Annotated in this window: 16 protein-coding genes; 6 read left to right on the plus strand and 10 right to left on the minus strand. The window is 66.3% G+C overall.

The features are described 5' to 3' along the window. Positions 1-133: 133 nt before the first annotated feature. On the minus strand, positions 134-1,972 hold the full coding sequence (gene ggt, locus Q9R30_RS18590) for a gamma-glutamyltransferase (protein ID WP_311218518.1): 1,839 nt from the start codon (positions 1,970-1,972) through the stop codon (positions 134-136). A 164-nt stretch (positions 1,973-2,136) separates the two neighbouring features. Between ggt and Q9R30_RS18595 the strand changes: the two genes are divergently transcribed. The 4 genes from Q9R30_RS18595 to Q9R30_RS18610 all read left to right on the plus strand — a co-directional run bounded on the left by Q9R30_RS18595 (position 2,137) and on the right by Q9R30_RS18610 (position 6,226). Further along, a complete protein-coding gene (locus tag Q9R30_RS18595) occupies positions 2,137-3,084 on the plus strand; it encodes an L-lactate dehydrogenase (protein WP_311218530.1) in 948 nt (315 codons plus the stop codon). A 151-nt stretch (positions 3,085-3,235) separates the two neighbouring features. Further along, positions 3,236-3,484 (plus strand): SCO4226 family nickel-binding protein, encoded by a 249-nt coding sequence (locus Q9R30_RS18600; RefSeq protein ID WP_104999409.1) that lies wholly within the window; start codon positions 3,236-3,238, stop codon positions 3,482-3,484. A 147-nt stretch (positions 3,485-3,631) separates the two neighbouring features. Further along, positions 3,632-4,957 (plus strand): ATP-binding protein, encoded by a 1,326-nt coding sequence (locus Q9R30_RS18605; RefSeq protein WP_104999410.1) that lies wholly within the window; start codon positions 3,632-3,634, stop codon positions 4,955-4,957. A gap of 9 nt (positions 4,958-4,966) precedes the next feature. Further along, entirely contained in the window at positions 4,967-6,226 is a 1,260-nt protein-coding gene (locus tag Q9R30_RS18610; protein ID WP_104999411.1) for a low temperature requirement protein A, read from the plus strand. Here Q9R30_RS18610 and Q9R30_RS18615 read toward each other — a convergent pair. Further along, positions 6,204-6,881, minus strand: a complete 678-nt coding sequence (locus Q9R30_RS18615) for an HD domain-containing protein (RefSeq protein ID WP_104999412.1) — start codon at positions 6,879-6,881, stop codon at positions 6,204-6,206. The genes Q9R30_RS18610 and Q9R30_RS18615 overlap by 23 nt on opposite strands. Before the next feature lie 9 nt (positions 6,882-6,890). Further along, on the minus strand, positions 6,891-7,772 hold the full coding sequence (gluQRS, locus tag Q9R30_RS18620) for a tRNA glutamyl-Q(34) synthetase GluQRS (protein WP_311218519.1): 882 nt from the start codon (positions 7,770-7,772) through the stop codon (positions 6,891-6,893). 340 nt (positions 7,773-8,112) lie between these two features. On the opposite strand from gluQRS, the gene Q9R30_RS18625 reads away from it, so the two are divergent. Beyond that, positions 8,113-8,571: an Lrp/AsnC family transcriptional regulator gene (locus Q9R30_RS18625; protein ID WP_199775295.1), complete on the plus strand. Its 459-nt coding sequence runs from the start codon at positions 8,113-8,115 to the stop codon at positions 8,569-8,571. 15 nt (positions 8,572-8,586) lie between these two features. Here the strand turns inward: Q9R30_RS18625 and Q9R30_RS18630 are convergent, their stop codons facing one another. After that, a complete protein-coding gene (locus tag Q9R30_RS18630) occupies positions 8,587-9,042 on the minus strand; it encodes an Lrp/AsnC family transcriptional regulator (protein WP_311218520.1) in 456 nt (151 codons plus the stop codon). A 105-nt stretch (positions 9,043-9,147) separates the two neighbouring features. Here Q9R30_RS18630 and Q9R30_RS18635 point away from each other — a divergent pair, with 105 nt between their 5' ends. After that, positions 9,148-9,795: a LysE family translocator gene (locus tag Q9R30_RS18635; RefSeq protein WP_104999416.1), complete on the plus strand. Its 648-nt coding sequence runs from the start codon at positions 9,148-9,150 to the stop codon at positions 9,793-9,795. 6 nt (positions 9,796-9,801) lie between these two features. On the opposite strand, the gene Q9R30_RS18640 is transcribed toward Q9R30_RS18635, so the two are convergent. The 6 genes from Q9R30_RS18640 to Q9R30_RS18665 form a co-directional block, all read right to left on the minus strand. Next, complete coding sequence (locus Q9R30_RS18640) at positions 9,802-10,779, minus strand: hypothetical protein (protein ID WP_311218521.1); 978 nt, start codon at positions 10,777-10,779, stop codon at positions 9,802-9,804. Positions 10,780-10,824: 45 nt separating this feature from the next. Then, complete coding sequence (locus tag Q9R30_RS18645) at positions 10,825-11,199, minus strand: nuclear transport factor 2 family protein (RefSeq protein WP_311218522.1); 375 nt, start codon at positions 11,197-11,199, stop codon at positions 10,825-10,827. 39 nt (positions 11,200-11,238) lie between these two features. Continuing rightward, entirely contained in the window at positions 11,239-11,742 is a 504-nt protein-coding gene (locus Q9R30_RS18650; protein WP_104999419.1) for a DUF456 domain-containing protein, read from the minus strand. 114 nt (positions 11,743-11,856) lie between these two features. After that, complete coding sequence (locus Q9R30_RS18655; protein WP_311218523.1) at positions 11,857-13,056, minus strand: NADP-dependent malic enzyme; 1,200 nt, start codon at positions 13,054-13,056, stop codon at positions 11,857-11,859. A gap of 284 nt (positions 13,057-13,340) precedes the next feature. Continuing rightward, positions 13,341-13,949 (minus strand): TetR/AcrR family transcriptional regulator, encoded by a 609-nt coding sequence (locus tag Q9R30_RS18660; protein WP_104999896.1) that lies wholly within the window; start codon positions 13,947-13,949, stop codon positions 13,341-13,343. Positions 13,950-14,078: 129 nt separating this feature from the next. Further along, positions 14,079-15,368, minus strand: a complete 1,290-nt coding sequence (locus tag Q9R30_RS18665; RefSeq protein WP_311218524.1) for an MFS transporter — start codon at positions 15,366-15,368, stop codon at positions 14,079-14,081. Positions 15,369-15,454: the final 86 nt, after the last annotated feature.

Raw genomic sequence — 15,454 nt, forward strand, 5'->3', positions numbered from 1 at the left:
GCCGGCGGCCGCCTTCAAGAAGTAAACCACCGTCCTTAACGTCCGACGGCGGCACGCAGGTTCTGAAGCTCCAGAAACCTGCGTGCCGCCGTCGCGGTTTAACGCTTGCCGCTTAAAGCGGCTGGCGGACCGATTACTTCGCGGGATTCACTACCATCGCCGATCCGCCGCCGCGCCTTGCCGGCTCGGCCGCGGCAACCACTAGTCCGTCATCCAGGAACTCAATGGCCGTGGCGGCGCCGATTTCTGCAGCCGAGGTTCCGGGGGTGCCCGCTGCCACAAGCTTGTGCTTGTACGTCGACGTCAGGACGGGCCCGTACGTATCGATGAATGCCTGTTCAGCCACGACATTTTCCGTGTTCCGCTGGGTGGCGCGGGGAGCAGCCAGGGCCTCGGGGATGGCCATCCCCAGGTCAATGCGGTTGATGAGCGTCTGCAGGACGGTGGTGATGATGGTGGAGCCGCCCGGCGAGCCGAGTGCCAGGAAAGGTTCGCCCTCTTTCAGGACGATGGTGGGCGACATGGACGAGCGCGGCCGCTTGCCCGGCTGGATCCGGTTGGGATCCGATTCGCTGTACACCACCGAGAAGTCCGTAAGCTCGTTGTTGAGGATGAACCCGCGGCCCGGAACCACGATGCCGGACCCGCCGGTCTGCTCAATGGTGAGGGTGTACTCCACCACGTTGCCCCACTTGTCTGAAACTGTGAGGTTGGTGGTGGAGATGTTCTCTGTGTCCTTCTCATCAGCGAGCGCTGCCGGCTTCACCGGGCACACGCCGTCGTACGACGTGACGTCTCCGGCGGTCTTCAGCGGCTTGACGGCCGCCTCCAGCGGATTGATCTCGCAGGCCCGTTCCTTGCCGAACACCGGGTCCAGGAGCGCCTTCGTGGGAACGTCCACAAACGCGGGATCGCCCACGTACTTGGCGCGGTCCGCGAAGGCAAGCGCGCTGGCTTCGAGGTAGTGGTGCAGCACCTTGGGCTCGTCAGCCTTCAGGGATGGAAGATCGAACACCTCCAGGATGTTCAGCGCCTCACCCACCGTGGTTCCACCACTGCTGGACGGGGCCATCCCATAGACGTCGTAGCCGCGGTAATTCACATGGGTGGGCTCCTGGTCCAGCGCCTCGTAGTCCTTGAGGTCCTTGGTGGTCATGACCCCCGCCGGGCCGGGCAGGGTGGAGCCGGGAACCATCGGCGGGTTCTGGACTGTCTCCGCGATCTCCTTCGCAAGGGGACCTTTATAGAAGGCCTTCATGCCCTTCTTAGCCAGGAGCTGGTAGGTGTCGGCGAGGCCGGGGTTCTTGAAGATTGTCCCCACGGCCGGTGCGTTGCCACCTGGCAGGAAGAGCTCACTGGTGGATGTAAAGGGCTGGAACCGGTCCATGTTGTCCAGCGTCTGCTGCTGGAATGTGGCATCTACAACAAAGCCCCTGCTGGCGACCTCGATGGCCGGCTCAAGGGCCTCCTCCAGGCTGACGCTCCCCCAGCGCTCCAGTGCGCGCTCCCACGTGGCAGGCGTGCCGGGAACGCCCACCGACATGCCGCTCGTGGCCTGCTTGCGGAACGGGTACGCCGCACCCGTGGCAGGGTCAATAAATGCATCCTGGGGCATGGCGGCCGGGGCTGTCTCGCGGCCGTCGATGGTGCTGACTTTGCCGCTGTCGGCGTCGTAGTAGACAAAGTAGCCGCCGCCGCCGATACCGGCACTGTACGGCTCCGTAACTCCCAGGGTGGCTGCTGCCGCGACGGCGGCGTCCACGGCGTTGCCGCCCTCGCGGAGGACTTCGATGGCCGCCGCCGAGGCTTCGGGGTCCACGGTGCTGACGGCACCGCCGTACCCGGTGGCGACGGGTTGTTTTTGGGTTTGCCGCTCATCAGCGGAAGCGGCGGGGCTCATGATGGCACCTGTGGTCACGCTCATGGCCAACGCTGCGGTTACGGCAGCGAGCCGGCGTCCCAGATATGGCATGGTTGCTCCTGAATGGGTGGGGTGAGGTGGCTCACACGCTACTCCTCGGGCATGACACTCTCAACGGTGCCGCCTACCCTGGCTGGCTCGGTAGCATGAAAGCCATTGGGCAGCAGGACCATCAGCGCCGGCCCGCCTCCGGGCCGGGGAAGACGAGGTACTCCATGTCAGGATCGAAGCTCGCCATTGTCGGTGCGGGGAGCGTCGGGACCTCCCTGGCGTACGCCGCCCTCATCCGCGGGTCAGCCGGCAACGTCGCCCTGTTCGACGTCAACGCTGCCAAAGCCGAAGCCGAAGTCTTGGACCTCGCCCACGGCACCCAGTTCGCTGCGGCCGCTGCGTCCGTGACCGGCGGCGGTGACATCGCGGTGACGGAGGGTGCGAACGTCGTCGTCATTACCGCCGGGGCCAAGCAGGCGCCGGGGCAGACGCGCCTGGATCTGGCCGGAACCAACGTCCGGATCCTGGAAGACCTCATGGCGCCGCTGCTCGAGCGCTCCCCGGACGCCGTCTTCGTCCTGGTCACCAATCCCTGCGACGTGCTCACGGTGGCAGCGCAGAAGATTTCCGGCCTCCCAGCGGGACGCATCCTTTCTTCAGGCACCGTCCTGGACACCTCCCGGCTGCGGTGGCTGCTGGCACGCCGTGCCGGCGTGGCCGTGGCCAGCGTCCACGCCAGCATTATTGGCGAGCACGGGGATACGGAGTTCCCGGCCTGGTCCACCGCCACCATCGGGCCCATCCCCGTCCGCGACTGGAAGGTGGACGGCGAGCGCATCTTCACCCCCGACTACCTTGCCGAAACGGCACGCGAAGTGACGCAGGCGGCCTACAAGGTCATCGCCGGAAAGGGCGCAACCAACTACGCCATCGGCCTCTCCGGCGCACGCATCGTGGAAGCGGTCCTACGGGACGAGAAAGCGGTGCTGCCGGTTTCCACGGTCCTGGCCGGACAGCACGGAATCTCAGGGGTGGCGCTCTCGCTGCCGAGCATTGTGGGGCGCGGCGGCGTCCACACCGTCCTCGAGATGCCCATGGACGACGGCGAAGTGGTGGCCCTGCAGCACTCCGCGGATACCTTGCGCAACGCGCTGGACACCCTGGGAGTCTGACCGGCCTGCTCTCACTCCCTGTCCTCAGGGGGACCTTCGTGGCACAGGCATCCCATCCGTCAACGCGGCCTCTTGACGGCCCAAAGGCATAGGTCTAGCCTCGGCCCCATCCTGCTGTTCAACGATGACCAAGATAAGGAGCACAGCCAGCATGCCCGAGTTCATGGATGTCCACCACAATATGGTCGGAATCACCAAGGAAGCCCTCCTGGAGGCCCATAACGCCGACCTTGCCATTCAAGGCGACGAGAACGTTGACTTCAAATCGGCTTGGGCCGATCCTGAGTCAGGCTTGGTCTACTGCCTGTCAGAGGCCCCCTCAGCGGACGCTGTGCGGCGTATCCATGAGCGGGCGGGCCACCCCGCGGACGAGGTCCATCCCGTTCCGATCAAGGTCTGACCACTGACCCGTAGACCGTAATGTAATGCAACGCTCCCGCAACCCTTCGTCGCGGGCTGATCGCTTATGCTCGGCAGAGTGCTTTACCTTGCTGCCATATGCACTTCAGCGATGCAGTTCAACGACGAACCACCCGGGAGACACGGTATGACCAACTGGCGCATCAGGGATTTCCATTCGGCAGACCTCGACGGCATCCTGCACCTGTGGGAGACCCTCAAGGCGAACAACGTGGAACCCGTCTATGCCCTCTCCGAGGTGCTGGCATCCTGCGAAAAGGACCATGCCGTGGTGGCGGTTCAGGGTGAGCAGGTGGTGGGCGCCGCCGTCGGACGGGCCGCCCACGACCAGGGATGGATTGTCTTCCTGGCAACGCTGCCCGAGTACCGCGGCCGGGGCATCGGCACTTCCCTCCTCGCCGCCGTCGAAAACCGGATGGCACCGCACGGCCTGAACAAGCTCTCGGCCCTCATGCCGGAATCCGAAACCCGGGTGGAGGCGTTCCTCAGCCGCGGCTTCGCGTTGAAGAAGAACCTGCGCTACTTCGAGCGCACCATTCCCGTCCAGCGGCAGGAGCTCGGCGCGCTGGGCCAGCTCGGCGGGCGCGTGCTGGCGCGGGACCTGTGGGAAAACGTGGCGGGCATGCGCAAGGAGAAGGAACTGCTGGAACGCCGTCTGGTCCTTCCCCTGGCCGAGGCGGACCTCGCCGATGAGTTCGGCGTAGTGCCGCCGCGCGCCGTCGTCCTCTTCGGCCCGCCGGGCACGGGCAAGACCACCTTCGCCAAAGCCATCGCCTCACGCCTGGAATGGCCCTTCGTGGAGGTCTTCCCCTCCCGGCTCGCGGCCGACCCTCAAGGACTCGCCGGGGCACTGCGCCAAACCTTCCTCGAAATCGCGGAGCTGGAACACGCGGTGGTGTTCATCGACGAGGTGGAAGAGATCGCCGCCCAGCGCTCCGGCGAGCCGCCGTCACCCCTGCAGGGCGTCACCAACGAGCTCCTCAAGATCATCCCGGCTTTCCGCGAACAGCCCGGCCGGCTGCTGGTGTGCGCCACCAACTTCATCCGCGCCCTGGATTCCGCCTTCCTGCGGCACGGCCGGTTCGACTATGTCATCCCCATCGGGCTGCCGGACCGGCAGGCCCGCGAAGCCATGTGGCAGCGCTTCATCCCCGCCCCCGTGGTGGACATCGTGAACGTGGAGTTGCTCGTGGACAAGACCGAGGGCTTCTCCCCCGCGGATATCGAGTATGCGGCCCGCAGCGCGTCCCAGCGTGCGCTGGAAAAATCTGTTTACGGCAAGGACAGCGACGGCGGGCTGGCTTCCGGCGGCACGGCCTCTGTCCGCGAGGCGGTGCGGAAGGGGCCCTCCACCCAGGATTACCTCGACTCCATCGCGGACACCCGGACCACCGTCAGCGCCGAAGTGCACCAGGACTTCCTGGAGGACATCGACGCTTTGGGGCGCGTGTAGCTTTTATTTATGTCCTCCAACCCCTTCCGCCATGCCATGGCGCGCATGGGCGGCCGTGACCCGCATGAGAAGCACCGCGCCGCTACCCCGCTTGAGCTCTTCTTCGACCTGACGTTTGTGATCGCGTTCGGTGTGGCGGGCAGCCAGTTTGCCCACGAAATAGCGGCAGCCCACGTTGTTCCCGGCCTGCTGGGGTTCTCCTTCGCAATGTTCGCCGTGATCTGGGCGTGGATCAACTTCACTTGGTTCGCCAGCGCCTACGACACCGATGACTGGATCTTCCGGGTGGTCACCATGGTCCAGATCGTGGGTGTCCTGATCCTCGCCATGGGCATTGAGCCCATGTTCCATTCGCTGGTGGAGGGCGACCACGTGGACAACGCCGTGATGGTGGGCGGCTACGTGATCATGCGGCTGGCCCTGGTTTCGCAGTGGCTCCGGGCCGCACGCCAGGATCCTGCCCGCCGTGAGACGTGCCTGCGGTACGCCAGGTACCTGGCCCTGGTGCAGCTCGGGTGGATCGCAGTGCTTTTCATCGAGGCGGACGTTTTGACCACGTTGCTCATGATCGTCCCGCTGGTTGCGCTGGAAATGGCCGCGCCCTTCGCGGCCGAGCGCAGGACCAGGACCCCTTGGCACGCACACCACATTGCCGAACGGTACGGGCTGCTGGCCATCATTGCCTTGGGCGAATGCCTGATCGGCGCCATTGAAACCCTTCGGGCCATCGTGGCAAACCACGGCTGGAGTGTTGATGCGGCGCTGGTGGGCTTCGGCGGCACGGCCCTGGCGTTTGCCATGTGGTGGATCTACTTCATGCTGCCGGCCGGACGCGCCCTGCACCTGCGCCGGCACCGGTCGTTCCTCTTCGGCTACGGCCACATCCCCATTTTCGCCGCCATCGCAGCCACCGGCGCCGGCCTCCACGTGGCCGCCTACTATATCGACCACGAGGCCCGGATCAGCGCCGCCGCGGCCGTGGCCAGCATCGCCATTCCGGTGGCACTGTTCAAGGGCTCCATAACATGGCTGTACAGCGTCATGGTGGGCGCAGACCGCACCGTTATCACTGTGGCCGGCGGCGTGCTGGCAGCAATGGCTGCTGCCGTCGGCCTGGCCGCGGCGGGCGCGTCAGTCCCCGCCTGCCTCTTCGTGATTGTGCTGGCGCTCGGCGCCTCTATTGTGATCGATGAACGCCGGGGCTCAGAACGGCTGCACCTCGCCCTTCAGAAGCTGGAAGCAGGAACTACCGCTCCCCGGAGGACATAGCGCCAGGAGCCTCCCCTTCGTCCGCGTCCGCCTGCCGGGCAGCCCCGGCGGCGGCAGCCGGCTCCTCATAGGACAGGTTCTCGTAGTCCGTGGTGTCTTCCTCATCCAACTGGTCATCGAATTCCGCCAGCAGCCACGGATTCACCCGGGCCAGGATCTTCCGCACCTCGTCAACCTCGACGGCGGCATAGAGAACAGGGCGGGCGTCACGGTATTTGGTGACCGGCGGCTTGTCCGGCCACTTCTCGGCCAGCGCCTGGACGCGCTCAGGCAGCGAGTTGTGCGCGTTATCCGCAATCTTGACCAAGGCGGCGTCATGGTCCTCGGCGATCTCGCGGATAACGGCCTGGTAGTCGTCCGGGGTGCTGTGCAGGCGGTTGGTGACCCGTTCAATGATCTGCACGGCCCGCTCGGAGACGCCCATGTCCAGGAGGGCCTGCCGGGTCATTGGGGTGTCCTCGGCAATGTCGTGGAGATAGCCTGCAATGCGGATGTCGTCGTCAAAGTCAGCTAGGGCGTCTCCCACCGCGAGTACATGGTCCTTGTAGGGCCGCTTCAGTTTGTCCTTCTGGCGGTTGTGCGCCACCTCGGCCAGCACCTTGGCTGTCTCCGGCGTGAAACTGCTGGCAGGCGGTTGTTCCGTGGGTTCTGGCATGACTCCAGCCTACGGGCCGGACCACACCCAAGGCTCCCTTGGCAGGGCATCCGGATCAAACGATGCAAGCGCCCTGGGCAGCGGACCCGGAGGCAGGCCAAGGGACTCGAGCAGCCGGTCCCGCACTGCGGCCGCATCCACTCCCAGCGCTGACAGGTCGGCAAGCGTAACCGCACCGTCGCGCTTTGCCAGCCTGGCGCCGTCGTTATTCACCACCAGCGGCACATGGGCATATTCCGGAGAAGAAATATCCAGCAGCGAGGCCAGGTACGCCTGGCGGGGGGTGGAGGGCAGGAGGTCGTCGCCGCGGACCACTTGGTCGATGCCCTGCTCGGCATCGTCAACCACCACGGCAAGGTTGTAGGCGGTCACTCCGTCATTGCGGCGCAGCACGAAGTCATCCACGATTCCGGTGAATTCCCCGTGCAGCCCATCGTGTACGCGGTACTCCGCAACATCGGCGCGGAGCCGGATGGCCGCAGGACGGATGGAGCGCTTGAATTCCCGCTCTGCCGGGCCGAGGTTCCGGCACGTCCCCGGGTACGCACCCTGGGGCGCGTGCGGAGCGGACGGGGCCTCCTGGATTTCCCTGCGGGTGCAGAAGCACTCGTAGGTGAGGCCGGCATCCTGCAGCCTGGAGATCGCCGCGGCGTAAAGGGGCCCGCGGTCCGTCTGGTGGACGATGCCGCCGTCCCACGTCACGCCGACGGCGGTGAGGTCGCGCAGCTGCACCGCCTCCGCACCCGCCCGCGCCCGGTCCAGGTCCTCCACCCGGAGGAGGAACTTCCGGCCGGTGGAGCGGGCAAACAGCCACGCAAGGACGGCCGTCCGGAGGTTCCCTACATGCAGCTCGCCGGATGGGCTGGGGGCAAAGCGGCCGGCTGGGGTCATGGCTCAACACTATGCGGGAGGCTGGGTGGCGGGGACAACACAAGAGCCCCTCAGCTACCGATGACTTCGGGAATCCGACGCCGGTAGCTCAGGGGCTCTTGCCGTGTTTGCAGAGTGACCATGGTGTGAACAAGAGTCAATCAAGGGCAGCCTCCTTGCGGGAAACGATGTTCCGCCGTCCGGGTGGTGTGCCGGGAAGCGGTAGCCTGCGAGCATCAGCGGTAGCTTCTGCCTTGTTGCCATCATTTCAACAGAGAGCCTACAGTTGGGGCAACCAGCAGGACTTTGATTGATCAGTTTGACCGGTCCTCAAGGCTCCGATCGACAGGAAGTGGTCAGATTGCAGGAATTGGACCCCACCGACAAGCGGATCCTGAACGCGCTTGACGAAGATCCGCGCGTTCCCATCATGGTGCTCGCCCAGCGGCTTGGGCTGGCCCGCGGAACGGTGCAGTCGCGGCTGGAGCGAATGACGGCGTCGGGGGCCCTGCGACCCAACAGCAGCAGGGTGGTTCCCGGAGCGCTGGGGCGCGGGGTGGCGGCGGCAGTCAGCGCCGAACTGGACCAGAGCCACCTCAACGAGGCCATTGCCGCCCTCCGGGAAATCCCGGAAGTCCTGGAGTGCCACGCACCCGCCGGCGACACCGACCTCCTCATCCGCGTGGTGGCCACCAGCCCGGACGACCTCTACCGCGTGTCCGAGGAAATCAGGCTCTGCCCCGGTATTGTGCGCACCTCCACCAGCATGTTCCTTCGCGAGGTCATCCCCTACCGCACCACCGGGCTGCTCAGGGAGTAGCAGCAGTCCGGCGCGCTACACCGGGGGTCCTGCATTGGACTTCAGGTTCTTCATCACCAGGGTGGAGGTCAGGCGCTCGACGCCGGGCAGGGACGTAAGCTCGGCGTCGTAGAAGCGCTGGTACGCGGGCAGGTCCTCGGCAATGACTTTGAGCAGGTAATCAGGCGAGCCGAAGAGGCGCTGGGCCTCCACGATGTTGGCGTTTTCCGCCACGCGGTTCTCGAAAATCGCCATGGTGGCCTGGTCCACCTGGCGCAGCGTGACAAAAACGATCGCTTCAAACCCCAGCCCCACGGCGGCAGGATCGATGTCCGCTTTGTAGCCCCGGATGACGCCCGATTTTTCCAGGTCCCGGAGCCGCCGGTGGCATGGCGCCACAGTCAAGCCCACCTTGGCGGCGAGCGCGGTGGCCGTCATCCTGCCGTCCTCTTTGAGGTAACGCAAGATATTCCTGTCAACATGGTCAATCACGCAAGAATCTTACATTCTGTGGGCTTCTGCGGGCGAAAAAGGACAGCACTTCCGGAGCCGAAGTATCTAGGGTTTCTTCTGTCGGACCTCGTGGCAGGAGAAAGAATGAACCCGGAGCTGTTTTTGGCCTTTGTGCTGGTGGCGGCCGCCTTGGCCTGCACGCCCGGGGTGGACTGGGCGTACTCCATCGCGGCGGGGCTCCGGCAACGCAGCTTTGTCCCCGCGGTGGCAGGGTTGTGCGGCGGATACGTCCTCCACACGATCCTGCTGGTGGCGGGATTGGCCGCCGTCCTGACGGGAGCACCCGGGGTGCTGGGCTGGATAACCCTGGCCGGCGCCGGCTACCTGATGTGGCTGGGCATCAGCACGCTGCGCTCCTGGCGCGGGGCGAGTTTCACGGCCAGGCCGGGCAGCGACGGCCAGACGCGGCTCCGCACCTTCCTGCAGGGTATGGGCACCAGCGGCATCAACCCCAAGGGCCTGCTTTTCTATGTGGCGCTCGTCCCCCAGTTCGTGAGCGCAGAGGCGCCGCTGCCCGTACCGGTGCAGTCCGGCCTGCTGGGCATGACCTTCGTGCTGCTCGCGGGACTCGTGTACACCGCCGTCGCGTTGCTGTCCCGCACCCTGCTGCAAAGCCGGCCGGGCGCCGCCCGCGCAGTGACGCTCGCCAGCGGGGTGATCATGGTGGCACTGGGCGTGGTGCTGCTCGGGGAACAGCTGCTGCCGGTGCTCGCCGGCGTAGCCGCCGGCTAGGCCAGGCTAATCGTCGCTGAGCCTTTTCCAGTCCTGTTCCCAGATCCGGCGCATCTCTTCGTCCTTGCGGATGGGCACGGGGGCGGCGATCTCTTTCTGCGGCACCGGGTCCTCGCGGCGCCGCCCCCAGTCGCGCGGGTTGAGCGAGCGCCTGCTGGAATCCAGCACGAGCAGCGCGCGGTCTGTCAGGGCGTCGTTGCGCAGCACCATGTGGGTCTTGCGCCGGCGAAGCACCTCGGCGATCGCCTGGTGGGCGGCCTCCAGCCTGCCCTCCCTGCGCAGGGCGCGGGCCCGGACCAGCAGCAACGCCGCCGAGAGGTCGTCCGCGTTCAGGAGGCCTTCGGTCCAGTCGATCACCGTACGGCTGCGGCCCAGGCTCAGCGCCAGCGAGCAGCGCGCCAGGGCCATGGGGAGCGACGGCGGCAGTCCGGCCAGCGCGTCCAGCGCGGCTTCGGTGCGGCCCGTCTCGCGCAGTGAATGGGCGAGTGCCAGGAACACCGACTCCTCGCTGAAGAGGACCGGCACCTCCACGCGTTCGGCGAGTTCGATCCGGGTGACAATCCGCGTCAGATAGGTGGACGAGTAGCGGTTGGCGTCGTCGTCGTTCCTGGTGGTAAGCCCGCGCTGCAGCAGTTCCGACGCCCGGAGATAGCCGCCGTGCTTGTAGACGAGGAGGCCGGACATCAGGTAGCAGAGCCCGGCCCAGCCGGGATAGGCACGCCCCAGGGTGATCAGCCGTTCCGGCTCCCGGCTGGTGAAAATGGCCTCGTGGACTGCCTTGGCGGGCTTGGGCAGCATCCGCTTAAGCCGGGGGATCTCCCCGTCCACGAAGAGCAGGGCCGGGTGGCGTCCACCCAGCACACCGCTGAGGATGTCGCCCACTCCCCCGACAAGGTCATGGACCGGCGTGCGCAGCTGCGGCTGCCCGAAGGGGGTGAGGTCCCGGCTGTCCCAGTAGATCGGTGCAGTATCCCCGGCGGTCATCTTTCCATGCTAACCGGAGGTTCCCTGTGCGGCGGCCGCCGGTGCCTAGGCCCGTTCCATGAACCATTCAGTGAAGGAAGCAGCGCGGCCGGCTCCGTCGAACCGGATGATCCAGAGGTTGTCGTAGCTGGGCCGGCCGCCCGAATAGACGGTGACGCCCTGCACGAAGGCGGTGTTGCCGTCGGCGCCCAGCAGCTCCCAGCTGAACGTCCAGTCGCCCGGTTCGTCCCGGGCGGCGAGCCAGCCTTCCACAATGCCGTCCCGGCCGAGCCACGGGTCCGGATCGCCCGGCCGCGTTTCATACCGCGCATCTTCCGTGAAAAGTGCCCGGATGTCCTCGGGCCGGTTGCTGGTCCAGGCGGCCTGGTACTTGTCCATCCAGCCCTGCACGTGCCCGCGCGCTGATGTTGGTTCAGTCATGGTGCCGTTCTACGCCCTGCGGTTCCGGCCCGCAAGCACTCAGCCGCTGGCGGCAGCAATCCACACGCCGACCACCCAGGTGCTGCCCGCCAGGCAGGCCAGGCCGAACTCGGCGAGCATGCCCAGGCCCGTGGCCTTCAGGGCGGCCCAGCTGGAGGTTGTTGCGGAGCCGATGTTCCGGGTGCGAAGGAATTCGCTGAGCAGGAGTCCGGCGGCGAAGCCCACGAAGAGTCCCACCACGGGGATGATGAACATTCCCGCCACGCCGGCCACCAGCGCGGCCACGATGCTTCGGCTGGGGATGGCGTGCTCCTTCAGTTTCCTGCCGGTAAGGACAGCACTGGCAGCCATGCCCGCCACCACGAACATCATGGCAATCGCGAACACCACCCAGCCCGCGGTGCCGGCGCCGCCCCAGATTGCCCACGCCAGCAGGCTTGCGCCAATCAGGATGCTGCCTGGAAGCACCGGGACGACCGTCCCCGCCACACCTACGAGGATCGCCAGGCCGCACAGGATGGTCACGACAGTTTCGGAGGTCATGGACTCCAGTCTATGGTTGGCGCCCTGTTAACCCCCGACGGCGGTGCCTCCCGCGCAGGGGAGGCACCGCCGTCGTACATTCCACTAAGGGTAGGTCCGCCAGGGAAAGGGTGCTTACTCCGCTTCCACTGCAGCAGCGACGGCGGCCGTGACCGCCGGGGCAACGCGCGGGTCCAGCGGGCTGGGGACGATGTAGTCGGCCGACAGGTCCTCCGCCGCGAGCTCGGCGATGGCGTACGCCGCGGCCAGCTTCATGGCGGGGGTGATGCGCCGGGCGCCGGCATCCAGGGCGCCACGGAAGATGCCCGGGAAGGCCAGGACGTTGTTGATCTGGTTGGGAAAGTCGCTGCGGCCGGTGGCCACAACGGCGGCGTACTTGGCTGCCACCTCGGGCAGGACCTCGGGGTCCGGGTTGGAGAGCGCGAAGACGATGGCGTCCTGGTTCATGAGCTTCAGGTGTTCCTCGTCCAGTTTGGAGGAGGAGACGCCGATGAAGACGTCCGCGCCGGCGAGGGCCTCGGCCGGGCCGCCTTCCACCCCGCGGGGGTTGCTGCGGGCCGCGATGTCAGCCTTCTTGCTGGCTGTGTCCGCCGCGAGGTCCGCGCGGCCGCTGTTGATGACGCCCCGGGAATCCAGCAGGACGACGTCGGTGACGCCGGCAGCGAGCAGGATTTCGGCGACGGCGATGCCGGCTGCCCCTGCGCCGGAGACCACAACCTGCAAGCCCTCCAGGGCGCGGCCGGTGACCTTGGCGGCGTTGGTGAGGGCTGCAAGGGCAACGACGGCGGTGCCGTGCTGGTCGTCATGCATGACCGGGCAGTCCAGGGCCTCGATGAGCTTTTCCTCAAGCTCGAAGCAGCGGGGTGCGGAGACGTCCTCGAGGTTCACCGCACCGAAACTGGGGCGCAGGCGCACGAGGGTCTCCACGATTTCATCCACATCGGTGGTGTTGAGCACCAGCGGGATGGAGTCCAGGTCGCCGAACGTCTTGAACAGGGCGGACTTGCCCTCCATGACGGGCAGGGAAGCGCTGGCTCCGATGTTGCCCAGGCCAAGGACGGCGGTGCCGTCACTGACCACCACCACCAGGCGCTGGGCCCAGGTGAGGGTGCGGGCGAGTTCGGGCCTGGCGTGGATGGCGCGGCTGACCTCAGCCACTCCCGGAGTGTAGGCGATGGAAAGATCGCGTTTGTTGGACAGCGGAACGGTGCTCGCAATGGAGAGCTTGCCGCCCTGGTGGGCGTCGAAGATCTCGGCTTCGCTCAGCGCGGTGGCTGCGGAATTGTCAGTGGCTGCAAGTGCGTCAATGGACACGTCGTTGTCTCCTGGTGCTGGCCGTGGGCGCACGGCACGTGGGGCTCAAGTCCGGGATGGCTCGAGGCAGTGGCGATGGTGCGGCAGGAAACCCAAGGGGTGGCGGGTCCGTAGGAGCTTGGGGGATGGTCCCTGCTGCTCCGTTTGAACCATGGTAGGCGGCACAAGGGGGCCGCCATTTCGATTTGACGCGGCCCAAACCGTGCCACAACGTTTTAGCACGCCGTCTTGTGATATACGCCACGCCAATATGGCTGATTTAATGGCGAATTGGTCTAGACCTGTTACGCACTCTGGTGGAGTGTGTAGCGTGGCTCGCCGGTTCCGGAAAGGCGTGTGCAGGCTTTCTTGAGGTCTTCCTCAGCCTCGAAGAGGGACAGCCGCCGGTTTCTCACGGACTGGACCAGACCAGTGACTGTCAGCAGCAGCACCCGGGCCGCCGTGGCATCACCGCACGCCGCGGTCAGTGCTTTCTCCCCCAAGGCATCGATCTCACGGAGGAGCCCGGTGGTGTCCCGGTCCGGGAGGTAGACGCCGCGGGTCAGGCACTGCTCCACTGCCGGCTGCATGACACGCATGTGGAAGATCTCCATCACCAGCCCGGCGAGCGCCCGGCCGCGGAAACGGGCCGCAGTGGTGCGGGCCGGCCCTTGGAGTTCCTCCAGCTGGTGGCGGTACAGGGCGAGCATCAGGTGGGTGGGGGAAGGGAAATAGCGGTAAAGCGTGCCGAGCGGGACATCGGCCTTGGCTGCCACCTCAGGAAGGTCAACCGAGTCCAGGCCCTTGCGCGCGAAGCCTCCTGCAGCTTCCAGGATCTTGGCGTAGCGGAACCGTTGGCGGGGTGCGGAGGGCCTGGGGGCCATGGGCGGATGGTCTGGAAGAATCTCGGGCATCAGCATTCCGGGGTTGTGTTCCTATGGTGCGGTCCTCCCCATGCCGGACCGCCTGCAATCCGGTTCAACTATACGGCACAGCACTGTGGCGTAATTAGTCAGGTGCCTTACTTCCGGCCCTTCTGAACGTCAGCGGACGCTCTTGATTTTCACCACAAAAACCGCCCCGAGCAGGCCGATGACGGCAGCGGTGACGAACAGGGAGCGATAACCGCCCCCGTACGCCACAGCCATGAACGCCAGGAACGGGGCCACCACCTGGGGCAGGGAATTGGCCACGTTGATGATGCCCATGTCCTTTCCCCGGTCCACGGCAAAGGGGAGGACCTGGGTCAGCAGTGCGAAGTCCACCGCCAGGTACGCCCCGAAGCCAATACCCAGGACTGCCGCGCCGGCCAGGGCTCCGGGCCACACCGGGAAGAAAGCCATGATGGCGCCCGCCATGGCGATGGTGACGGAAGAACCGATGACGAAGGGCTTGCGCCGGCCCACCCTGTCACTCCAGGGGCCGGCCACCACCGCAGTGACCATCACCATCACCGCATAGATGCCGGTGAGGACCAGCACTCCCGCCGCCGGGTCCTCGTGCCTGATGATGTCGCGAAGGAAGAAGAGCAGGTAGACAATGGTCAGCTGGTTGCCCACGTTCACCAGGAAGCGTGTCAGCCAGGCCCAGGCGAAGTCCGGGTAGGCCCGGGGGCTGACCCAGAAGCCTCGGACGAATTCTCCCGGCCGGAACGCCGGGAGCTTGCCTTTGGGCAGCGCAGGATCGTTCCGGTGGAAGAGGTAGGGCAGCACCGACACGAGAAGGGCTGCAGCGCAGAGCCAATAGCCCACCATGAAGTTTCCGGACACCGCGGCACCGAACACGGCGCCGGCAAGGATCCCCAGGGTCTGGCCCATGGCGGCCAGGCCGCCGACTCCGCCGCGCTGCTTGACCGGCACCCTGTCCGGAACGGCCGCCGTGATGGCAGCGTACGCGGCGTTGGCACCGAGCTGGACGAGGCACCAGAAGAGCACCATGAGCGCCACGGTGGCTGCCCCGGACATCGCGAGGAGGGCGGCGGCTGCCAGCACGGCACCGGCCAACACCCACGGGGCACGGCGGCCATAGCGGGAGGTGGTGCGGTCGGAGAGGGCACCGAAAAGCGGATTTGCCACCAGCGAGACCGCAGCGCCGCACGCCGTCACAAGGGAAAGGATCGCTTCCTTGGCGGGTGCGTCGATACTGATCGCCTGCTGTCCAATGAAGACATTGATAGGCCCGAAGAAGGCGGCGTTAATGCCCACGTTCACAAGCACCAGCCCGGTGACCCACCGCGCGGTGACCTTTCGCGTCGGCTCGGCGAGCGCCGCCGTCGGCTCCTCGGGTCCTGCGGCATCGCGTCCAAGTGGCGCGGGAGTGTTGGACAGGCTCATGATGTGTTTCCCCCGGACGGCTGGTTGGCGACGGAGTCAGACTATCGTGGGCGTAACTGTGCGGCGGTGCCGTACGCCGGAACGGC

Origin of the sequence: Arthrobacter sp. AB6 (assembly GCF_031844545.1) — a bacterium.
Classification (GTDB): Bacteria; Actinomycetota; Actinomycetes; order Actinomycetales; family Micrococcaceae; genus Arthrobacter.